The organism is Pseudomonas sp. GNP014 (genome assembly GCF_054344005.1).
In genome coordinates, this window is the sequence record NZ_JBTGUS010000001.1 from 5,491,707 (window position 1) to 5,514,565 (window position 22,859).

A 22,859-nucleotide genomic window follows, 5' to 3' on the forward strand; every position below is an offset into this window, starting at 1 on the left:
TGCAGCCGGGTATGTAGAAAGAACGTGCGGCGCGGCAAAAAATTTACAGCGCAGCGGTGGCAGCGGCTAACGCGCGACCGAAGATCTCGGCGACGCGATCAATTTCGGTGGCAGTGATCACCAGCGGCGGCAGGAAGCGCACCACCGCGCCGTGACGACCGCCCAGTTCGAGGATCAGGCCGCGTTTGAGGCACTCGCGCTGCACCAGCGGCGCCAGGCGAGCGAAGGCCGGTGGATGACCGAGCGCGTCCACCGGGCCACTTGGATCGACCAGTTCAACCCCGAGCATCAGGCCCCGCCCACGGATATCGCCCAGTTGCGGGAAGTCGCGCTGCAGAATGCGCAGATGCTCGCTGAGGCGTGCGCCCATGGCTTCGGCGTGCTCGCACACCTTGTGTTCGACCAGATAACGCATCACCGCAGAACCGGCGGCCATCGCCATCTGGTTGCCACGGAACGTGCCGGCGTGGGCGCCCGGCTGCCAGGTATCGAGCCAGTCGCGGTAGACCACCACCGCCAGCGGCAGGCTGCCACCGATGGCTTTGGACAGCACCACCACGTCTGGGGTGATGCCGGCATGTTCAAAGGCGAACATCTTGCCGGTGCGAGCAAACCCGCTCTGGATCTCGTCGATGATCAACGCCACGCCGGCCTTCTCGGTGATACGGCGCAAACCGCGCAGCCACTCGATGTCCGCCGGGATCACACCGCCCTCGCCCTGCACCGCTTCGACAATCACCGCCGCCGGCAACTGCACGCCGGCCTCCGGATCGTTGAGCAGGTTTTCCAGGTAGCTCAGGTTGGCGTTGACACCGGCAGCGCCACCGAGGCCGAACGGGCAGCGGTAGTCGTAAGGGAACGGCATGAATTGCACGCCGTTACTGAGCAAGGCGCCCAACGGTTTTTTCGGCCCCAGGCTGCCCATCAGGCTCAACGCCCCCTGACTCATGCCGTGGTAACCGCCAGAGAACGACAGCACGGTGCTGCGCCCGGTCGCGGTGCGCACCAGTTTCAGCGCGGCTTCCACGGCATCGGTGCCGGTCGGGCCGCAGAACTGGATTTTCGCCTGCGCTGCCAGCGCCGGCGGCAGCAGACCGAACAGATCCTGCACGAACTGATCCTTGACCGGCGTGGTCAGGTCGAGGGTGTGCAGCGGCAACTCATCGGCCAGCACTTGCTGGATCGCCTCGATCACCACCGGGTGGTTATGCCCCAGCGCCAACGTGCCGGCACCGGCCAGACAGTCAATGAAGCTGCGTCCTTCGACATCTTCGACATACAGGCCCCTGGCACGCTTGAGCGCCAGGGGAATGCGCCGTGGATAACTGCGCGCATTGGATTCCTGCTGGCTTTGGCGAGCGAGCAACGGTGATTCATGGAACTGGTACAACGTTTCGGCCGGCGCCGAGGCGACCCGGGCCGACGACTGTTCGATAAGGCTGGTGGCGACTGACATCTCTCGACCCCTCAATACGCTATGGATAGTGACCAAAACAGCACACTGGACAGGTGCGCGTTCCGGTCGCGGAGCGCACATGCAGGTTTTCCTGTTCTGGAAACGCTTAAGCGTCCCGAGGATTTAGGCCCTTGATCGTTTGTCAGGCGCAGGCGGGAAACGACCGGACCATGGGCAGAGTCTGCAAACCTTCATGGGTCAAGGGCGGCGCCGCTTGGCGATAGCCCAGGTGTCGATAGAACGCCTCGCCGGTACGGGTGCTGTTGAGACTGACCCGCTGCACCCCGCGCAGGCGCAACCAGCCTTGAAGATCATCCATCAGCGCCCGCCCGACGCCACGGCGGAAGCACTCCGGCTGCACGTAGCACAGGGTGATGTCGCCACTGGCCAGGGCCATGCCGACCCCCACCGGTTTGTCCCGCAACAGGGCGAGGTTGAGGTAGAAACGTGCATCGGCGAGCCACGTACAGAGGTGTCCGGCGGACTGCTGGCGGACCCAGGCATCGACTTGCCGGGGATTGTTGCGGTGGTCGAGTGCACAACCGATGCGGATCGAACGTTCGATGATGCGGCTGATAATGCCGGTGTCGGCCAGGGTGGCCGGACGAATACAGATGGGTGCTTCCATGGCGCGATCCCCTCAATCCATTGAGTCAAAGCTGCAGCGACCTTAACCCCGCAGCGGCCGGATGACTAATGGAGAGAAGTTACATTTGATGTGCCAATACACAGTGCTGACGGGGTGAACTCAGACCGCTTGCAACGGCATGGTCAACTCCACGCGCAAGCCGTCCGGGCGGCTGTCGAAGTGCAGCGCGCAGTCGCAACGCTGAACGATTGCCTGAACGATCGCCAGACCGAGGCCGCAACCGGTGCTCTGGCCGTTGCGCCAGAAGCGTTGGGTCAAATGCTGCAAATCGTCCGGGGGGATGCCCGGGCCATGGTCGCGCACGACAAAGCGCACACGGTTGCCGATAGTTTCCAGGCTCAGTTCGACTGCACAGTCCTGCGGCGTATGACGCAGGGCGTTGTCGAGCAGGTTGCGCAGTGCCGCAATCGACAGCACCGCCGGCATCTGCAGCGCAGCGGTCGACAGATCGGCCGGCAGTTTCAACTGGATGCGCAGGCGCTCACCGCCGGTGGCGTCGGCAATCGCCAGCCTGGCGACTTGCTCGGCGCTGCACTGCGAGCCGTCATCGAACGACAGACTGCCCTCGACCCGCGCCAGCAACAGCAATTGCTCAAGGGTGCGGTGCAGGCGGTCGGCGCCCTCCTCGGCCCGCGCCAGCGACTGATCACGGGCGCTGCCCTCGGTCATGCGCGCCACTTGCAGGTGGGTCTTGATTGCGGTCAGCGGGCTGCGCAGTTCGTGGGCGGCGTCACCGGTGAGGCGGCGTTCACGCTCGATGGTTTTGCCAATGCGCTGGAACAGTTGATTCTGGGTGTCGAGCAACGGTTTCAATTCACTGGGAAACGATTGCAATTGCAGCGGTTCAAGCGAATCGGCATTGCGCCGCATCAAGGCTTCGCGCAGTCGGTTGAGCGGCGCCAGGCCCTGTCCGATCCCCAGCCATAGCAGGCACAGACACCCGAGCAATGCCACGCCCACCGGCACCGAAGCGGCCAGCAGAATCGACATGTTCAACGCTTCGCGTTCGATTTGCCGATCGGCTGTGGTGATGCGGACATCGCCCCGGGCAAGGGTGAAGCTGCGCCACGGCGCACCATCGATCATCTGATCGTGAAAGCCCATTTTCTCGGCTTCCAGAGCCTGCTCGGGACTGCTGTGACTGCGGGCGAGAATTTCCCCGCGCAACGAACTGACCTGGCACGCCATACCGCCGGGAATGTTCAACTGTTCGGCACTGAAATGCGTGCCCTCGCCCTTGCTCGGCAAGGCCGGCAATTGCTCCAGCAGCCCGGCGACCATGCGTGCGGAGGCTACCAGCCGCTGATCGAGGGAAAACATCATCTGATTGCGCAGATCGCTGAGCATCCAGGCCGCCGCCAGCGCCCAGATCAGCGCAAACGCGGCGCCGAGGGTCAGGCTCAGGCGCAGTCGCAGACTCATCACTTGCCTTGATCTCCACCGTCGGCCGGGCCCAGGCGATAGCCGAGGCCGCGCACCGTTTCGACGATGCCCTTGCCGAGTTTGCTGCGCAGGTGATGGATATGCACGTTCAGCGCATTGCTCTCCAGTTCATCGTTGAAGCCGTAGACGCTGTCCTTCAATTGCTCGGTGGACAGCACCCGGCCACGGTTGTGCAGCAACGCTTGAAGCAGCGATTGCTCGCGCCGCGACAAGTCCACCGGTTGCCCGGCCAGAGTGGTCTCACGACTGCTCGGGTCGTAAGTCAGCGCACCGTGTTCGATCAGGTTGACACTGCGCCCGGCCACCCGCCGCAGCAGGGTTTGCAGGCGCGCGAACAGTTCGCGCAGATCGAATGGCTTGAGCAGGTAATCGTCGGCCCCCGCCTGCAAACCGTCGACCCGGTCAGTGACCGAGTCGCGCGCGGTCAGAATCAGCACCGGAATCTCCAGGCCACTCTGACGCAGTTGTTGCAATAACTTGAGGCCATCTTCGTCGGGCAGGCCGAGATCGAGCACCATCACGTCAAATTCGGCGACCTTGAGCATCGCCCGCGCCTTGGACGCGGTGTTGACGTGTTCGACCGTCAGGCCCTGAGCGGTCAGACCGGCAACGATCCCGCTGGCGATCAACTCGTCGTCTTCGCAAACCAATACGTGCATGGGCGCTCCATGAATAAAAAGGCGAGTCAAACAGGCGAGGATTAAGTGGCAATTATGGCCGCCGCGCCGGCTGACGGAAAGCGCGCCGCACGGTAACCCGCTCGCTGTGTGACCTGGAATTCGACCAGGTCAGACTTGCCATCAGTTTGATTACCAACACTGAAACAGTTTGCGCCTGTCTATCCGTTTGGTGCTGGTTTAGCCTGCGGTCGAAACTGACTGCTACTACAACCCTTAAACGGATTTAAGAACAATGCCTCATTTAAAAAATGTCGTCGCCGTGGATTGGCGCTCGGGGCCTGACCGGATCTACTTTTTTTTCAAGGACTCCAATACCTATTCACGCTTCAACATCGGCACCAACCGGGTGCCCGCCGAATATCCCGCCGAAGCCAACGCCGATAACTGGGGCGAGTTTCATCGACACGTGCGCAATCTGCGCTTTGGTTTTACCACCACGGGAATCATTCCTGACGCGCAAAGTGGCTTCGACGACGATGTCTTGTGGCTTTTTTATAGCGACAATGGCCGACCGATGGTGTGTAAATACGATCAGGACCTGGATAAGGTCCGCAGCATGGAGCCTCTGGAAAATACCGTCTGGGCACGACTTCGCCCTTACTTTGAGCGCATCGTTGCCGGTACCTGGTGGCAAATGACCGGTTCCAGTAGCCAGGTGTTCCGGTTTCTCATGAATGACGGCCATACCGTCGCAATCAACCTGTCCAACAGCGATATCCAGCACGAGAGCATCAACGCCGAATCCTGGCCGGGCCTTGAGCCTTACCGGGACAGGATCATCACGGCGGTGCAGAATGATCGTACGTTCGCGGCCAGTTACTTCTACATTTTCCTGAACAACAACCAATACATTTGCTACAACATGCAGCGCAATCGGGTGGAATACGGCCCTATCGATGTGGATGAAGACAGCTGGCCCGGTTTGCTCTGCGGCCTGCCTTGAACCGGGCGCCTCGGCCGGTTAATCATCGGTTAATCGCCGCCGCCCATTGTGCACCTCACTTGCACAGGGACAAGGCTCCTCCATGCGTCATTTTTTTCTTTTGTTTGCTCTGCTGATGTCCAGCCTGGCCCAGGCTGGAAACAATCCTTTTGATACAAAACCGGAGTTTCTGCCGGTCGACAAGGCATTCGTGCTCACCTCCGAACGTCTGGAGTCTGGGGAAACCCAGTTGTTCTGGCAGATCACCGACGGCTATTACCTGTACCAGAAACGCCTGAAATTCGACGGTCTGGCGGCGGCGCAACAACCGGCGCTGCCTGAGGGTGAGTCCCACAGCGACGAGTTTTTCGGTGAACAGCCGGTGTATCGCCAAGGCCTGGAAGTGAAAATCCCGGCGACGGCCAGCGGGCAGATCAAGGTCAGTTACCAGGGCTGTGCCGATGCCGGACTGTGTTATCCGCCGCAAACCCGGGTCATTGATCTGGGCGGCAAGGCATCCGCCACCACGGCGAGCGACGAAGCACCGGATCAAGCCCTGGCCAGCAGCCTGCAACAGCGGGCGCTGGGCTGGAGTCTGCTGGTGTTTTTCGGCCTTGGCCTGTTGCTGGCGTTTACCCCGTGTTCGTTGCCGATGTTGCCGATTCTGGCGGGCATGATCGTCGGCAGTGGCGCGACACCCCGTCGTGGTTTTGCGCTCGCCAGCAGTTACGTGATCTGCATGGCACTGGTGTACGCCGCCATGGGCGTGATTGCCGCGCTGCTGGGTGCCAACCTTCAGGCCTGGTTGCAGAACCCGTGGCTGCTGGGGGCGTTCGCTGCGGTATTTGTGGTGCTGGCACTACCGATGTTCGGCTTCTTTGAACTGCAATTGCCGGTGGCGTTGCGCGATCGCCTCGAACACGCCTCGCGCAGCCGCAGCGGTGGCAGCCTGATCGGTGCCGGTGTGCTGGGCGCCTTGTCCGGTCTGCTGGTCGGCCCATGCATGACCGCACCACTGGCCGGGGCCCTGTTGTATATCGCCCAGAGCGGTAACGCGCTGCACGGCGGCTTGATTCTGTTTGCGCTGGGCATCGGCATCGGTGTGCCGTTGTTGTTGCTGGTGACCGTCGGCAATCGCTTCCTGCCCAAACCCGGCGCCTGGATGAATCTGCTCAAGGGCATCTTCGGTTTCCTGTTCCTCGCCACCGCGTTGCTGATGTTGCGCCCGGTACTGGATTCGTCGTTGTGGCTGGGCCTGTGCGGCGCGCTGCTGCTGATCGCCGCGTTCTGCGCCTGGAAGCAATCGGAAGGGTATGGCCGGGTCGCGCAGGTGTTCGGCGCCATCTCGTTGTTGTTGGGACTGTGGGGCAGCCTGCTGATGATCGGCGCGGCGGGCGGCAGCGACGATCCGTATCAACCCTTGCAGGTATACAGCGCCGGCCGTGTGGCCAGCGCGGCACCGAACGGTCATGAAGCGTTCACCACGATCAAGGACCCCGCAGCACTGCAACGCGAACTGGATGCCGCCACGGCCCAGGGCCAGTGGGTGCTGCTCGATTATTACGCCGACTGGTGCGTGTCGTGCAAAGTCATGGAGAAGCAGGTGTTTGGCCAGGCCAAGGTGATGCAGGCGCTGAGCGATGTGCGCCTGCTCAGGCTGGATGTCACCGCTGACAATGCGGCCAGCCGCGAACTGCTTGGCCGTTACAAGGTTCCGGGCCCACCGAGTTTCGTCTGGATCGGCGCCGACGGTGAAGAGCGCCGCAGCCAGCGCATCACCGGCGAAGTCGATGCCGAGACGTTCCTGCAACGCTGGACCACCACCCGAGACGCTCATTAATGCTGACTTTCACCCTCGGCACCTTTGCCATCGCGCTGAACCATCTGCTGCTGATCAGTGCCTTGGCGCTGGCGACTTTTGTCGGCTGGCGGGTGGCCAAACGCGGTGGCGAGAACCCCGAGTCTGCGCTGTTCAGTCTGTTCCTGCTGGGCATGCTGGCGGCGCGTATCGCGTTCGTGGCGGTGTACTGGTCGCATTATCGCAATGACCCGTGGCAGATCGTCGACCTGCGCGATGGCGGCTTCCTCGCCTGGCCGGGGGTGATCGTGTTGCTGCTCGTTGCGCTGTATCGCGGCTGGCGGCGCCCGGGGTTACGGCGCCCGCTGGGTTTTGGCGTGGCCAGTGGTGTGCTGTTCTGGCTGTTGGCGACCCTGTCACTGAACATCTACGAACAAGGCACCCGTCTGCCGGACATCGCCCTGCGTAACGCAGCCGGTGAAACCATCAAGCTCAGCGATTATCAGGGCGGTCCGCTGGTGATCAACCTGTGGGCAACCTGGTGTCCACCGTGCCGGCGCGAGATGCCGGTCCTGGAAAATGCCCAACAGCAACGGCCTGACCTGACCTTCCTGTTTGTCAATCAGGGCGAAAGCATGCAAAGCGTGGCGACATTTCTCGAAACCCAGGGCCTGAGCCTGACCAACGTGTTGTTCGACCGCAGCGGCCAAGTGGGCCAGGCCGTGGGCTCCATGGCATTGCCGACTACCCTGTTCTATAGCCCCGACGGTCGCCTGCTGAGCAGCCACCTGGGTGAGTTGTCCAATGCCAGTCTGGCTCGCGCACTGGAAAATTTCGATGCGCCACACTCCCAATCGAACCCGGCCATTGCTCCGGCCACCTCTGCAAGGAAACTGCCATGCCCCGCCTCCGCCACCTGCTGACGCTGACAATGGGCGCTGCCCTGTTGCATTTGCCGTCGCTGCAGGCTGCTGAAGAACTGCCTGCCGCGATCAAGCAGATCGAGGCCAAAGGCGCAAAAATCGTCGGCCAGTTCGATGCGCCTGATGGTTTGCGTGGTTACGCGGCGCAATACCAGAACCGTGGCATGGCGCTCTACCTGACCCCGGATGGCAAGCACGTGCTGCTCGGCAACCTGTACGACGCCGACGGCAAAGACCTGAGCAGCGAACCGTTGCAGAAACTGGTGTATGCGCCGATGGCCAAGGAAGTCTGGGCCAAGTTCGAGGCGAGCAACTGGATTCAGGACGGCAACAAGGATGCACCGCGCACGGTGTACCTGTTCAGCGACCCGAACTGCCCGTACTGCAACATGTTCTGGGAACAGGCACGCCCTTGGGTCAAGGCCGGCAAAGTGCAGTTGCGGCACATCATGGTCGGGATCATTCGCGAAGACAGCCCGGGCAAGTCCGCCGCGCTGCTGGCGGCCAAGGATCCGGCCAAGGCGCTGGAGGATCACGAGAAGGCTGGCAAGGCCAGTTCGCTCAAGGCCTTGAAGGACATTCCGGCGGCGGTGCAGACCAAACTGGCGGCCAACATGCAGTTGATGGAGGACCTGGACTTGCAGGCGACCCCGGCGATTTTCTACATGGACGACAAGGGTGAGCTGCAACAACAGCAAGGGGCGCCTTCGCCGGACAAGCTGGCGAAGATTCTCGGCCCAAAATAGCTCCGAACCTTTCGAAACCTGGCGGCCCTTTCGCGAGCAAGCCCGCTCCCACCCTGGATTGAAATCCTCTGTGGCAGCGGGCTTGCTCGCAAAGAACGTTTACGCGGTGTGGCGGTTGCGCTCGCTCAAGAAGCTGAATAGCACCTCGTTCACAAACGCCGGATTCTCCAGACTGGAGATATGCCCGGCCTCCGGCACCAACACCCAAGGGCAACCAATCAACTCAGCCATTTCCTGCGTTTCCGCCGGTGGCCGTGGTTTGTCCTGATCGCCGCACAGCACCAGCGTGGCCTGTGCATTCAACTCGCCCAGGCGTGGCAACAGATCATCCCGACTGAAGGTGATACGCCCCATTGGCACGATGCTGTCGCGCAGACGGTCAGACGAATACGCCGCCAGTTTCGCGCGGAAATCCTGGTAAAGCGCCGACTGCGGATCAATGCCCGGACGGAAGAAGATCGGCACGACGATGTCGAGCAAGAGGTCAGAGATTTCGCCGGATTCTTCGATCTGCTTGAACAGCGAAAAATAGTACTGGCGGGTAGGCTCTGGCTCGACGCCGACGTAAGTGTCCATCAGCACCAGGCCGTTGACCCGTTGCGGCGCCGACAATGCCAGGCGTACGCCCCACATGCCTCCGACCGACAACCCGACCAGAGTGACCTGGTCGATCTCCAGGTGATCGAGCAACGCCTGCACCTGACGGGCGATGTCGTCCAGCGAAGTGGTGCCTTGCGGCAACGCGCCGGACTCACCGTGGCCCCAAAGATCCAGGGCGATCACCCGATAGTGCGGCGACAGTGCAGCAATCTGCGGCGCCCACATGGCGGTGTCCCACAGATAACTGCCCGCCAGCAACACGGCCGGGCCGGTGCCTTGATCAATGTAGTGCAACGCTTGTCCGTCAACCGTGAAAAAAGCCATCGACCACCCCCGCGGTAGAAAAAGAGAACCGGCAGCCTGAGCTGCCGGTAGTTTGTCGTCAACCTGGGAAATGTACGTGAATGTGCCGGTTTACTTGTGTTGAATTCACTGACGCCATCGCTGGCAAGCCAGCGCCCACAGGTTCTACGCTGCACACAAATGTTGTGAACACGTTCGATCACTGTGGGCGCTGGCTTGCCAGCAATGGGGCCGCAGATTACAACCCTTCCAGCTCCGCCATCAGGTCATTCAACCGATCCACCTTGTCCTCGGTGATGTCACTGGCCGCCAGGCCTTCGATGTACTCGGCCAGTTCCTGCACCGTGCTGCACTCGAACATCGCCCGCAGCGGCACATCGCGTTGCAGGGTTTTCTGCACCCGCGAAGCGATCTGCGTAGCCAGCAACGAATGCCCGCCCAACTCGAAGAAGTTGTCGCGCACGCCGACCTTGTCGACCTTCAGCACCTCGGCCCAGATATCGGCCAGGGTCTGCTCCAGCTCGTTGCGCGGGGCCAGGTAATCCGCGCTCTGCAACTGGCCGATCTCCAGCGCCGGCAGGGCCTTGCGGTCGAGTTTGCCGTTGGCGTTATGCGGCAGCTGATCCAGCCACAACCAGTGCAGCGGCACCATGTATTCCGGCAGTTCGCTGCGCAGGCGTTGCTTGATCCGTTCCAGGCGTTCGCTCGGATTGAGCGCCGAATCCGCCGCGACCAGATAGCCGACCAAGTGCTTGCCATTGACCCCTTCCTGCACCCCGACGGCCGCATCACGGACTTCCGGTTGCTCGTGCAGACGCGCCTCGATTTCACCCAGTTCGATGCGGTAACCGCGAATCTTCACCTGATGGTCGACCCGCCCGACGTATTCCAGCACACCGTCACTGCGGCGCCGTGCCAGGTCACCGGTACGGTACAGACGCTCGCCCGGCGCGCCGAACGGGTTCGGTACGAACACCGGCGCGGTGCGCAGCGGATCGCTGACGTAACCGCGACCGACCCCAGTACCGGCCACGCACAACTCACCCACCGCACCCAACGGCACCAATTCCAGCGCGCCATCGACCAGATAGAGCAGGTTGTTGTCGGTCGGCGTACCAATCGGCAAGTAGCTGCCGCGGGTCGAGGCCAGATCGACGCGGAAAAACGCCACGTCATCGGAACATTCTGCCGGACCGTAAGCATTGACCAGCCCGATCTGCGGATAACGCAACAGCCACTGATGCGCCAGTTCCGGCGGCATCGCTTCGCCAGTCGGCAGCATCCAGCGCAGGCCGTCGAGGCTCAGGCGCTCCGAGGCAAGCATGCCTTGTATCAGCGACGGCACGCTCTCCAGCACGGTGATGCCCTGCGCCTGCACATGCATCAGCAACCCCTGCGGATCGTGGGCGATGGCGTTCGGCACAATGTCCACCCGCGCACCGAACAACGCTGCGGCGAGGAACTGCCAGACCGAAATATCGAAGCTTTGCGAAGCGGTCTGCGCGATCACATCGGCCTCGCTCAAATCCAGGTACGGACGCTTGCTCAACTGGTTGTTGAGCATGCCGCGCTGCTCGACCATCACGCCTTTCGGCAGGCCGGTCGAACCCGAGGTGTAGATCACATAGGCGAGGTTGTCCGGGCCGCTGTGAATACCCGGGTTTTCCACCGATGTCGTCTGCGCTTGCAGCGTTTCCCAGACCAACAGACGCGGACGGTTGGCACAGCTGAATTCATCCAGCAAGGCCTGCGCCTGTGCCTGGCAGGCGGCACTGCACACCAGCACCGGCGCCCGGCTCAGCTCAAGGATGCGTTGCAGGCGCTGGCCCGGCAGGCCGGGATCCAGCGGCAGGTAACCGCCACCGGCCTTGAAGCTGCCGATGATCATCCCGAGCAGATCGAGGTTACGCTCGGCCAGCAACGCCACCGGTTGATCCATCTGCAGCCCGGCTGCGACCAGGGCATGGCCGAGGCGGTTGGCGTTATGGTTCAGCTCGGCATAGCTCAGTTGCTGATCCAGGCATGTGGCAGCGATGCGTTGCGGGTGCGCCGCCACCTGCGCTTCGAACAGCGCCACGTAGCTCTGCTCCAGTGGATAATCGTGTGCGCTCCGGTTGCAACCGTGCAGCAGGAAGTCCTGCTCCTCACGGCCCAGCAACGGCAGTTCGGCCATGTCGCCATGGAAGCCATCGACCAGCGCCAGCAACAGACGCTTGAACTCGCCGAGCATGCGCTCGATGGTCGACTCGTCGAAGTAGCGCTGGTCATACGACAGATGCAACCCAAGGTCATCGCCCGGATAACACACCGCCGTCAACGGGAAGTTGGTGTGGGTGCGGCCAGAATCCGAGGTCGCGTTGAGGCTCTGCGCACGGTCCAGTACCGAGACTTCCACCGGCGCGTTTTCAAACACGAACAGGCTGTCGAACAGCGGCTGGCCTTTCGGCAGTTCGCTCTGTTCCTGAATGTTCACCAGCGGCAGGTATTCGTACTCGCGCAGTTGCATGTTGCTGTCGAGCAGCGCGCTCAGCCACTGGCGCACGCTGCTGCGCTGATCGTCCTCGGGCATTTTCACCCGCAGGGCAATGCTGTTGATGAACAGGCCGACGGTGCGTTGCATCTCCGGCATGTCCACCGGACGCCCGGCCACGGTCACACCGAACAGCACGTCACGATCACCGCTCAGGCGGCGCAGCACCAAGGCCCACGCCGCTTGAGCGAAGGTGTTCACTGTCAGTTGATGGGCCTGGGCCAGTTCACGCAGACGTGCACCGTCCTCGACATTGAGGCGGGTGTAGCAGTCGCCGACGATCATGCCGCCGCTTTCGCCGGCATGTTCACGCAGGAACGGCCGGTCGCTCGGGATCGGCGTGGTGCGCTCGAACCCTTGCAGGTTCTGCTGCCACCACTGGCGCGCCTCGGCCAGGCTCTGGCGTTGCAGCCAGCCGATGTAATCGCGGTAGCGCGGCGGCACCGACAAATGCGCTTCACGACCTTCACCGAGGGCGGTGTAGATCTCGAAAAAATCGTTCATCAGCAACGAGCGGCACCAGGCATCAATCAGGATGTGGTGGTTGCTCATCATGAACCAGTAACGCGCCGCGCCGACCTTGATCAGGCGCAGGTGGAACGGTGCCTGATTGAGCAGATCGAAACCGGCCTCGCGTTCGCTTTTGAGCAACGCCTGCAGCTTCGGTTCTTGCTCGGCCTCGGCAACGTTGCTCCAGTCCAGGTACTCGATCGGCGTGCGCCCCGGGGAGTGAATCACTTGCAGCATGTCTTCGCCGACGTTCCAGCAGAACGACGCACGCAGCGCTTCGTGACGGGCGACCACCGCTTGCCAGGCCTGGGCAAAACGCTCGGGATCGAGTTCGCTGTTGATGCGGTAGCGATCCTGCATGTAGTACAGGCCCGTGCCCGGTTCGAGCAAGGTGTGCAGGAGCATGCCTTCCTGCATCGGCGTCAGCGGATAGACGTCTTCGATGTGCGCCGCCGGCACCGGCAACGCATCGAGTTGCGCCTGAGTCAGTTTCGCCAGCGGGAAGTCCGACGGCGTCAACCCGCCGGCCGTGTCTTGCAGGCAATGGGCGATCAGGCTTTGCAGTTCGCCGAGGTAGGCGTCGGCCAGATCAACGATGGTCTGCGCGTCATATCGCTCGGCGCTGAAGGTCCAGCGCAGCAGCAGTTCACCGCCATACACCTGACTGTCGATGCTCAACTCGTTGGGCAGCGGCGCCTGCGGATCGTGGGCGGCGCCGACCGGTTCATCGAGAGGACGGAACAGCGCATCGCTGCCAAAACTCTGGTCGAACTGGCCGAGGTAGTTGAAGGTGACCGGTGCGTTGGGCAACGCCGCCATGCTGCGCTGACTGAGGTCATCGGCCAGATAACGCAGGACGCCATAGCCAAGGCCTTTGTGCGGCACCGCGCGCAGTTGCTCCTTGATCGCCTTGATCGAAGCGCCCTGCCCGGCCGCTTCTTCAATGTTGTGCGGAGTCAGGCGTAATGGATAGGCGCTGGTGAACCAGCCGACGGTGCGGGTCAGGTCGATCTCGTCGAACAGGGTTTCGCGGCCGTGGCCTTCGAGCTGAATCAGCGCCGACGGCTGCCCGCTCCAGCGGCACAAGACGCGGGCCAGCGCAGTCAGCAACAGGTCGTTGACCTGCGTGCGATAGGCACGCGGCGCCTGTTGCAGCAGTTGCTGAGTGCGCTCGGCATCGAGGTGCACGCTGACGGTTTGCGCATGCCGGTTCTGCCGTCCACCCTGCGGGTTTTCGCATGGCAGGTCGGCGCTCGGCCCGGCCAGTTGCGTCTGCCACCAACTCAGTTCTTCGCGCAGGGATTCGCTGCCGGCGTAGGCCTGCAAGCGTGCCGTCCAGTCCTTGAAGGCACTGGTTTTCGCCGGCAGCTTCACCGCTTGTTCGGCGTCGAGTTGGCGATACACGGTTTGCAGATCGTCGAGCAGCACGCGCCACGAGACACCGTCGACCACCAAGTGATGGATCGCGATGAACAGCCGTTGCTGACCTTCGGGTCCATCGACCAGCAACGCGCGCAACAGCGGGCCGTGTTGCAGTTCGAGGCTGCGCTGGGCATCGGCGTACAACGCTTGGCACTGCTCCATCGCGGGCACCCGCACCTGCCACAACACATTGGCATCGGACACCGGTTGATGCGTGGCCTGCCACTGATCGTTGGCCTGGGTGAAGCGCAGACGCAAGACGTCGTGCTGCTCGATCACCGCCAGCAGCGCCTGCTCCAGACGCTGCGGTTCCAGCGCCACGCTCGGCTCCAGCAGCAAGGCCTGGTTCCAGTGCTGACGCTCCGGGATTTCAGTGTCGAAGAACCAGTGCTGGATCGGCGTCAGCGCCGAGTCACCGCTGACCAGCCCCTGTTCGGCAGTCACCCGTTCGCTGCGGCTGGCGACTCCGGCGAGGGTCTGCACGGTCTGATGCTGGAACAGGTCCCGCGGGCTGAAATGGATGCCTTGCTGCCGCGCCCGACTGACCACTTGAATCGACAGAATCGAGTCGCCACCGAGTTCGAAGAAGTTGTCGTTGAGGCCGACCTGCTTGACGTTGAGCACTTCGCACCAGATCTGCGCCAGGGCCTGTTCCAGTTCGTTGCTCGGGGCGACATAGTCCTGACGATTCAGCTCGGGATCCGGCGCGGGCAAAGCACGACGGTCGAGTTTGCCGTTGGCGGTGAGTGGCATGCGCGCCAGCAGGATCAGGTGCGTCGGCACCATGTAGTCCGGCAGTTGCGCTTTGAGGTGCGCCTTCAATGCGTCGCGCAGTTCGGCCTGTTGTACTTCACCTTGCTCGGCGACTTCGCTGACCAGATAGGCAACCAGTTGTTTGCCGCTCGGCGCATCCAGCGCCAGCACCACCGCTTCACGGATCGAAGCGTGATCAAGCAGGCGGGTTTCGATCTCGCCCAGTTCGATGCGGAAACCACGAATTTTCACCTGATGGTCGATCCGCCCCAGATACTCCACCAAGCCATCGGCACGCTGGCGCACCAGATCGCCGGTGCGGTACATGCGCCCGCCATTCGCGGCAAACGGGTCGGCGACAAAACGCTCGGCCGTGATGCCCGGGCGGTCGTGATAACCCTGCGCCAGACCGGCGCCGCCGACGAACAACTCACCGGTCGCGCCTTGCGGCACCAGCGCCAGATCGGCGTCGAGGATGTACGCCAGGCGGTCGCCGATCACGCTGCCGATCGGCACGCTGCCGGCGCCTTCTTCCAGCACTTCCGGGGCCAGACTGGCGAGTGGCATGACCACGGTTTCGGTCGGGCCGTAGGCGTTGAAAAACAGGCTCGGTTTGAACGCAGCGCGAATCCGCTGCAGGTGTTCACCGGTCAGCGCTTCGCCGCCGGTGATGATCATCCGCACCGGCAGCGTTTGATTTTGCGTGGCGAGGAACTGCGCCAGCTGGCTGCCGTAGCTCGGGGTGAAACCGAGGACGTTGATCTTGTGGCGGCGGATCAAACCGCAGATTTCTTCGGCATCCCACTGCCCTTGCGCCCGCAGCACCACCTGCGCGCCGCTGAGCAGCGGCACCAGCAGCCGCTCGGTGGCGGCGTCGAAGTTGATCGAATAGAAGTGCAGTTCGCAGTCGTCCGGGCGCATGCCGAAACGCGTGATCACGGCCTGGCAGTGCATGGCGATTTCGCCGTGAGAAACCACCACACCCTTCGGTTTACCGGTCGAACCGGAGGTGTAAATCAGGTACGCCTGATGCTGCGGCAAGCTGATCAATGGCAGCTCGGTGGCCGGGTAGCCGGCCAGTGCCGGACTGTCTTCTTCCAGGCTCCAGCGCGCCACGCTCGGCGGCAGATCACCAAGAGCATTGAACATTGCCCGATCGCTGAGCAGCAGACCAATGCGGCTGTCTTCGATCATGTAGTGCAAACGGTCGAGCGGGTATTCCGGGTCCAGCGGCACGTAAGCACCGCCGGCCTTGAGAATCGCCAGCAGGCCGACAACCATTTCCAGCGAGCGCTCCAGCGCCAGACCGACCCGCACTTGCGGACCGACGCCGCGTTCACGCAGGGCCCAGGCCAGCCGATTGGCGCGGGCGTCGAGTTCGGCGTAGCTCAGGGTCTGCCCGGCGAACGTCAGGGCCGGCGCGTCTTTACGGGCCAGCGCCTGCTCGGCGAACAGGTGATGGATGCACTGATCGAGGCGATGCTCGCCCGGCTCCGCACCGAGGCTGTCGATCAGTTGCTGTTGTTCCGGCGCCGCCAGCAGCGGCAACTCGCTGAGGCGTTGATGCGGATCGCTGATCAGCGCTTCGAGCAGATTGCGCCAATGGCAGGCCATGCGTGCAATGGTCGGTTCATCGAACAGATCAGTGCTGTAGGTCAGGCAGCAACCGAGGCGATGGTCGAGGTCGGTGACTTCCAGGTTGAGGTCGAACTTGGTCGCCCGCGCATCGTTGGCCAGATACTCGACGGTCATCCCGGCGAGCAGGCGGCTCTGCTGGAACTCCCAGCGCTGCACATTGCACATGACCTGGAACAGCGGGTTGTACGCGGCGCTGCGCGGTGGCTGCAGGGCTTCGACCAGATGATCGAACGGCAGGTCCTGGTGCGACTGGCCCTCGATCACGGTATGGCGCACCTGCTCGAACAACTCACCCACCGACATCTGGCCGTCGAGCTGGCAACGCAGCACCTGGGTGTTGAGGAACGCGCCGATCAGCCCTTCGCTTTCCGGGCGGATACGGTTGGCCACCGGCGCACCGATACGCAGGTCGGTCTGGCCACTGTAGCGGTAGAGCAAGGTGGCGAGCGCGGCGGTCATGGTCATGAACAGGGTCAGACCGTTTTGCGCATTGAAGGCACGGACACGGGCGGCGAGATCATCACTGAGGTCGAAACGGAACAGTTCGCCCTGGTGGCTTTGCACCGGCGGACGCGGACGGTCGCCGGGCAGCTCCAGCAGCGGATGTTCGCGTCCGAGTTGCGCGGTCCAGTAGTCGAGTTGGCGCTGACGTTCACCGGACTCCAGCCAGTTGCGCTGCCAGACGCTGTAATCAAGGTACTGCACCGGCAACGGCTCCAGCGGCGAGTCGCGGTCATCGACGAACGCTTCGTACAACGCGCTGAGTTCGCGGGCGAAGATGTCCATCGCCCAGCCTTCGGTGACGATGTGGTGCAGGGTCAGGACAAAGTAGTGCTCATGTTCGGCGGTCTTTACCAGACAGGCGCGCAACAGCGGCCCGGTTTCCAGATCGAACGGCAGGTGCGCTTCGGCATCGGCCAGTTGCTGCACCTTCTGCTCACGCTGGTCAGCCGGCAGTTTCGAAAAATCCTTCCAGCCCATGCGTACGCCCGTCTCGGCATGCACCTGCTGCCGGGCCACGCCGTCGATGCTCGGGAAGGTGGTGCGCAGGGTTTCGTGGCGCAGGATCAATGCCTGCAACGCCGCCTCGAAACGCTCGACATGCAACACGCCACGCAGGCGCGCCATGCCGCCAACGTTGTACGCCGGGCTGTCCGGTTCCATCTGCCAGAGGAACCACATGCGCTGTTGCGAATAGGACAGCGGCACCGGTTGGCTGCGGTCGACTTTTGCAATCGGTGGCTGCTGGTTGGTCTTGCCGCTGGCCTGGATCAGGCGGATCTGCTCGGCAAAATCGCCAAGTTCGCTGTGTTCGAACAAGGCGCGCAGCGGCAACTCGACGTCACAGGCCTGACGGCTGCGCGAGATGATTTGCGTGGCCAGCAGCGAGTGCCCGCCGAGGGCGAAAAAGTCGTCGCGCAGACCGACTTGCGCCAGCCCCAGTACTTCGCGCCAGATCGCGGCGATCTGTTGTTCCAGCTCAGTGACCGGCTCGACATGCTCGCGGACTTGCCACTGCGGCTCGGGCAAGGCGCGACGGTCGAGTTTGCCGCTGGGGCTCAGGGGCATTTGTTCGAGACGCATCAGTTGCGCCGGAACCATGTATTCCGGCAGCTCGGCGGCCAATGCGGTGTTCAGACGGGCGATCAGTGCGTCCTGATCTTCGCTGCCATCGGCGGCAGTGAAATAGCCGATCAGTTGCGCGCCGGCAGCGGTTTCACGCACCAGCACCACGGCTTGGGCAACGCCTTCCTGAGCCAGCAGGCGCGCTTCGATTTCTTCCGGCTCGACACGGAAGCCACGCAGTTTGACCTGCTGATCGAGACGACCGAGGTATTCGATCACACCGTCCGAGGTCCACCGTGCGCGGTCACCGGTGCGGTACAAACGCGCGCCCTGCTCACCCAGCGGATCGACCACGAAACGCTCGGCAGTCAGCGCCGGGCGACCGAGATAACCGCGAGCGAGACCGATGCCGCTGATGCACAGTTCACCCGGCACCCCGGCCGGCACCGGATTGAGATCGGCATCGAGTACGCGGCAGATCACGTTGCCCAACGGCCGGCCGATCGGCGAACGCTCGCCATCAGCCGCTGTGCAATGCCAGTGGGTGACATTGATCGCGGTTTCGGTCGGGCCATAACGGTTGTGCAATTGCACCGCCGGCAGTTGCGCCAACACGCGGTTGCGCAGTTCTGGCGGCAGCGCTTCACCACCGGAGAACAGCCGACGCAGGCTGGTGCATTCGGCGCTGAGCGGTTCGTCGATGAACAGCGAAAGCAGCGGCGGCACGAAGTGCAACGTCGTCACGCCATATTGCTGAACCAGTTGGGCGATGCGATGCGGATCGCGGTGCTCGCCCGGCGCGGCAATCAACAGCCGTGCGCCGGTGATCAGCGGCCAGAAGCACTCCCACACCGACACGTCGAAACTGATCGGGGCCTTTTGCATCAGCACGTCGGTTTCATCGAGGCCGTAGGTGTTTTGCATCCATTGCAGACGTTCGGCCAAGGCGGCGTGAGTGTTGCCGACGCCCTTCGGTTGGCCGGTGGAACCCGAGGTGTAAATCACGTAGGCGAGGTTGTCGCCGTGCAGATGCAGACCCGGCGCCTGACTCGGCCAGTTTTCCAGGTGCAGCGCGTCCATCGCGATCACACTGACGCCGTCGCGGGCCGGCAGACGATCGAGCAATGCGGTCTGGGTCAGCAGCAGTTCGACACCGCTGTCGCTGAGCATGTAGGCCAGACGCTCGGCCGGGTAATCCGGGTCCAGCGGCACATAGGCACCGCCGGCCTTGAGAATCGCCAGCAGGCCAATCAGCAGTTGCGGTGAACGCTCGGCAGCAATCGCCACACATACGTCCGGGCCGACCCCTTTGTCGCGCAGGTAATGCGCGAGGCGGTTGGCCTGGGCATGCAATTCGGCGAAATCGAGACTGCCGCCGTCCCACACCAGCGCAGTGCGTTCCGGAGTCTGGCGCGCCTGATCGTTGAGCCGTTCCGGCAGCCATTGTGGCGCCGGGGTGCATGGCGCGACGCTCCATGCCTGTTGCTGTTCGTGCTCGCACGGCGTGAGCAATTGCAGGTCGCCGATCGCCTGTTGCGGCTGTTCGCAGACGGCGCGCAGCAGGTTGCTGAAGTGTTCGGCCAGACGCTCGATGGTCGCCGCTTCGAACAACTCGTCGGCGTAGTCGAAGGACAGGGTCAGGCGCCCGTTGCGATCCTCTTCGCTGTGCAGTTGCAGGTCGAACTTGGCCTCGCGGCTGTGCCACGGCAGTTCTTCGGCGAGCAGCCCCGGCAAGCGTTTCAGCGCGCCGAGATCGCGTTGCTGGTGGTTGAACATCACCTGGAACAGGCCGTGTTCGCGAGCCTGCGGGAAGGCTTCGAGCAGTTGTTCGAACGGCAAGTCCTGATGGGCTTGAGCGCCAAGCGTGGCCTCGCGGGTCTGCGTCAGCAACTCGACAAACGACAGGTGCGAATCGACCTCGGCACGCAGCACCTGGGTGTTGATGAAGAAGCCGATCAGGCCTTGGGTTTCCAGGCGCGGACGGTTGGCATTGGGCACGCCGATGCGAATGTCGCGCTGACCGCTGTAGCGGTGCAGCAGGCTCTGCAAGGCCGCGAGCAACAGCATGAACGGCGTCGCTTGGTGGGCCTGGGCGGTCTGTTTGATCGCATCGCTGAGGCTGACGCCGAGGCGCACGCTGTGGCGGGCGGCGCTGTGCAACTGTCTGGCCGAGCGAGGATGATCGGTGGCCAGTTCCAGCACCGGCTGTTCGTCGCCCAGTTGTGCTTTCCAGTACGCCAGTTGTCGCTCGCCCTCGCCTTGCGCCAGCCATTGGCGCTGCCAGCTGCCGTAGTCGGCGTATTGGGTCGGCAGCGGCGCAAGGTCGGCGCGCTGGCCTTGGGTGGCAGCGGCGTACAGGCGCGAGAACTCGTCGATCAGCAGGTTCAGCGACCAGCCGTCGGCGATGATGTGGTGCAGTGTCACCAGCAGTTGATTATCTTCGTCGCCGAGCCGCACCAGCGTCACCCACAGCAGCGGGCCTTTTTCCAGGTCGAACCGGGTGCGCGCTGCGTCTTCACGGATCTGTTGCGCGCGGGCTTCACGCTCGTGGGCTGGCAGGTCGCTGATGTCGATCAGTTGCAGATTGAATTCAGTCGCCGCCTCGACCTGTTGCAGGGCCACGCCGTCGCGTTCGAAAAAGCGCGTGCGCAGCGATTCGTGGCGTTCGATCAGTTGCTGGAAGCTGGCGCGCACGGCGTCCTGGTCCAGTTCGCCGCGCAGACGCAGGGCACCAGGAATGTTGTAGGCGCTGCTGTGCGGGTCGAGCTGCCAGGTGATCCACAGACGGTTTTGTGCCAGGGATTGCACGATTGGCTCGCTGCGCGAGAGCGTGTTGATTTGCCCTTGAGCGCTGCCGCCGTCCTGTTGCTGTTGCGCCACGGCGGCGGCAAATGCGCACAGGGTCGGCGCCTCGAACAGCAGGCGCAGATTCAGCTCCAGCGACAGCGCCTCACGCACCCGGGCAATCACTTGCGTGGCGGCGATGGAATTACCGCCGAGCAGGAAGAAGTGGTCGTCGGCGCTGACCTGTTGCACGTTGAGCTGCTCGGCCCAGATCCTGCCGATCAGGGCTTCGAGTTCGTTGGTTTGCACGGCCGATTCGATGCTGGAGGCCTGCGTGGACGGGAACAGCGCATAGCTGTCGAGGCTGCCATCGGCCAGACGATTGCGGCAGGCGGAACGTTGCAGCTTGCCGCTGGAGGTCTTCGGCAAGGCGCCCGGATTGAGCAGCACCACCACGCTCGGCGCTTGCTGATACGCCTCGGCCACCGCTTGGCGAATGGCGTTGATCAGCGCTTCGGGCGGGAGAATTTTCTGCACGCTGCGGCTGATTTCCGCAGCGATGCCGATCCCTTCCTCGCCGTCCTGAGAAACCGCAAATGCCGCGACCCGGCCCTTGCGCACCACCTCGACTTCGCGCTCGACGGTTTGCTCGATGTCCTGCGGATACAGGTTGTGACCGCGCACGATGAGCATGTCTTTCAGACGCCCGGTGATGAACAGTTCACCATCGCGAACGAAGCCCAGATCGCCGGTGCGCAGCCAGGTCCGGCCGGCGTGCTGGACGAAAGTCCTGGCGCTGGCTTCGGGGTTGCGCCAGTAACCGCGGGCGATGCTCGGGCCCGCAGCCCAGACTTCGCCGACAGTGTTGTCAGCCAGCTCCTGTAGCGTGACGGGGTCGGCGATCAGCACCGCGTGCTCTGGCTGACTGATGCCGCAACTCATGATCGGGCTGCCGTCGCCCGGCTCGGCGCGGTTTTGCGCCAATGTCTGATCGTCCACGCGCAGCGCCGGAATGCCGGTGCCACGCGCAGTACCGGCCACGAACAGCGTCGCTTCGGCCAAACCGTAAGAAGCCATGAAACTGTCTTCGCTGAAGCCGCACGCGGTGAACTTCTCGGCGAAGCGTTCAAGGGTGTCGAGACGGATCGGTTCCGAGCCGGAATAGGCCACGCGCCAGCGGCTCAGGTCGAGCCGTTCCAGTGCCGATTCGCTGACCCGTTCGCTGCACAAGCGGTAAGCGAAATCCGGTCCGCCGCTGATGGTGCCGCCGTATTGGCTGATCGCTTCGAGCCAGCGCAATGGTCGGCCGAGGAAGTACGCCGGCGACATCAGAATGCACGGCACACCGCTGAAAATCGGCTGGAGCAAACCGCCGATCAGGCCCATGTCGTGGTACAGCGGCAACCAGCTGACGATCACGTCGTCGGGGTTCACGTCGATGCCGAAGCCGTGTCGAATCAACAGCTCGTTGGCAACCAGATTGCCGTGGCTGACCTGCACGCCTTTGGGCAACGCGGTGGAACCGGAGGTGTATTGCAGGAAAGCAATGTGCTCTGGCGGCAGCGTCGGTTCAACCCAACGCTCGGCCAGTGCGCTGTCGAGGGTGTCGACGCACAACAGCGGCGGCGCGCCGTCGATCTGCTGCAAGGCATCGCGCAGGTCGGCGCTGGTCAGCAGCAAACGCGGCTCGGCGTCGGCAATGATCGACAGCAGACGCTCTTGATGGTGGCGACGCGCCGACTCCGGCGGATAGGCCGGGACCGCAATCACTCCGGCGTACATACAACCAAAGAACGCCGCAACGTAGTCCGGGCCGCTGGGGAACAGCAGCACCGCGCGATCGCCGAATTCGGCTTCAGCCTGGAGCGCGGCCGCGATGCTGCGGGCGCGCTGATCGAGTTCGCGATAGCTGAGTACCACAGCCTGCTCTGGGTTTTCAGCGAGAAAACGCAAGGCCAGTTGATCCGGCGTCAGGGCCGCGCGGCGCTGGAGGGCTTGGACCAGGGTGCTGGGGAGTTCGAACGCGTCGGTCATGAGGTTTCCTGCCTGAAGTCGGCTTGCTAGTGGAATCGGGTTGCTGCGTCACGCCCCTTCAAGGGCATGCAGGGCGCGGTCTGTGCCGACCACGCAAGGCTT

The 22,859-nt window shown here is 63.1% G+C and carries 10 protein-coding genes; 4 read left to right on the forward strand and 6 right to left on the reverse strand.

From position 1 onward, the window contains the following. Positions 1-43: 43 nt before the first annotated feature. The 4 genes from ACXX9E_RS24660 to ACXX9E_RS24675 form a co-directional block, all read right to left on the reverse strand. On the reverse strand, positions 44-1,456 hold the full coding sequence (locus ACXX9E_RS24660) for an aspartate aminotransferase family protein (RefSeq protein ID WP_458556351.1): 1,413 nt from the start codon (positions 1,454-1,456) through the stop codon (positions 44-46). Positions 1,457-1,598: 142 nt separating this feature from the next. Next, on the reverse strand, positions 1,599-2,084 hold the full coding sequence (locus tag ACXX9E_RS24665; RefSeq protein WP_458556352.1) for a GNAT family N-acetyltransferase: 486 nt from the start codon (positions 2,082-2,084) through the stop codon (positions 1,599-1,601). 120 nt (positions 2,085-2,204) lie between these two features. Next, positions 2,205-3,527 (reverse strand): ATP-binding protein, encoded by a 1,323-nt coding sequence (locus ACXX9E_RS24670; RefSeq protein WP_123466424.1) that lies wholly within the window; start codon positions 3,525-3,527, stop codon positions 2,205-2,207. After that, positions 3,527-4,207, reverse strand: coding sequence for a response regulator (locus ACXX9E_RS24675; RefSeq protein ID WP_007908710.1), 681 nt, complete (start codon positions 4,205-4,207; stop codon positions 3,527-3,529). Before ACXX9E_RS24675 ends, ACXX9E_RS24670 begins: the two co-directional genes overlap by 1 nt. Before the next feature lie 280 nt (positions 4,208-4,487). Between ACXX9E_RS24675 and ACXX9E_RS24680 the strand changes: the two genes are divergently transcribed. The 4 genes from ACXX9E_RS24680 to dsbG all read left to right on the forward strand — a co-directional run bounded on the left by ACXX9E_RS24680 (position 4,488) and on the right by dsbG (position 8,617). Beyond that, entirely contained in the window at positions 4,488-5,171 is a 684-nt protein-coding gene (locus tag ACXX9E_RS24680) for a hypothetical protein (protein WP_336347405.1), read from the forward strand. Between the two features lie 82 nt (positions 5,172-5,253). Then, entirely contained in the window at positions 5,254-6,990 is a 1,737-nt protein-coding gene (gene dsbD / locus ACXX9E_RS24685; protein ID WP_458556353.1) for a protein-disulfide reductase DsbD, read from the forward strand. After that, positions 6,990-7,871: a TlpA family protein disulfide reductase gene (locus ACXX9E_RS24690; RefSeq protein WP_458556354.1), complete on the forward strand. Its 882-nt coding sequence runs from the start codon at positions 6,990-6,992 to the stop codon at positions 7,869-7,871. Before dsbD ends, ACXX9E_RS24690 begins: the two co-directional genes overlap by 1 nt. Further along, a complete protein-coding gene (dsbG, locus tag ACXX9E_RS24695) occupies positions 7,847-8,617 on the forward strand; it encodes a thiol:disulfide interchange protein DsbG (protein WP_123466433.1) in 771 nt (256 codons plus the stop codon). Before ACXX9E_RS24690 ends, dsbG begins: the two co-directional genes overlap by 25 nt. Before the next feature lie 99 nt (positions 8,618-8,716). Here the strand turns inward: dsbG and ACXX9E_RS24700 are convergent, their stop codons facing one another. Both ACXX9E_RS24700 and ACXX9E_RS24705 read right to left on the reverse strand, forming a co-directional pair. Beyond that, entirely contained in the window at positions 8,717-9,541 is an 825-nt protein-coding gene (locus ACXX9E_RS24700) for an alpha/beta fold hydrolase (RefSeq protein WP_123466436.1), read from the reverse strand. 217 nt (positions 9,542-9,758) lie between these two features. Next, positions 9,759-22,757 carry a non-ribosomal peptide synthetase gene (locus ACXX9E_RS24705; RefSeq protein WP_458556355.1) on the reverse strand — a complete coding sequence of 4,333 codons (12,999 nt, stop codon included), beginning with the start codon at positions 22,755-22,757 and terminating at the stop codon, positions 9,759-9,761. Positions 22,758-22,859 lie beyond the last annotated feature (102 nt).

Coding starts and splice junctions, on each gene's coding strand:
- ACXX9E_RS24670 (WP_123466424.1), bottom strand. CDS start 3,527: ATGAGTCTGCGACTGCGCCTGAGCCTGACCCTCGGCGCCGCGTTTGCG.
- ACXX9E_RS24660 (WP_458556351.1), bottom strand. CDS start 1,456: ATGTCAGTCGCCACCAGCCTTATCGAACAGTCGTCGGCCCGGGTCGCC.
- ACXX9E_RS24665 (WP_458556352.1), bottom strand. CDS start 2,084: ATGGAAGCACCCATCTGTATTCGTCCGGCCACCCTGGCCGACACCGGC.
- dsbG (WP_123466433.1), top strand. CDS start 7,847: ATGCCCCGCCTCCGCCACCTGCTGACGCTGACAATGGGCGCTGCCCTG.
- ACXX9E_RS24705 (WP_458556355.1), bottom strand. CDS start 22,757: ATGACCGACGCGTTCGAACTCCCCAGCACCCTGGTCCAAGCCCTCCAG.
- ACXX9E_RS24675 (WP_007908710.1), bottom strand. CDS start 4,207: ATGCACGTATTGGTTTGCGAAGACGACGAGTTGATCGCCAGCGGGATC.
- ACXX9E_RS24700 (WP_123466436.1), bottom strand. CDS start 9,541: ATGGCTTTTTTCACGGTTGACGGACAAGCGTTGCACTACATTGATCAA.
- ACXX9E_RS24690 (WP_458556354.1), top strand. CDS start 6,990: ATGCTGACTTTCACCCTCGGCACCTTTGCCATCGCGCTGAACCATCTG.
- dsbD (WP_458556353.1), top strand. CDS start 5,254: ATGCGTCATTTTTTTCTTTTGTTTGCTCTGCTGATGTCCAGCCTGGCC.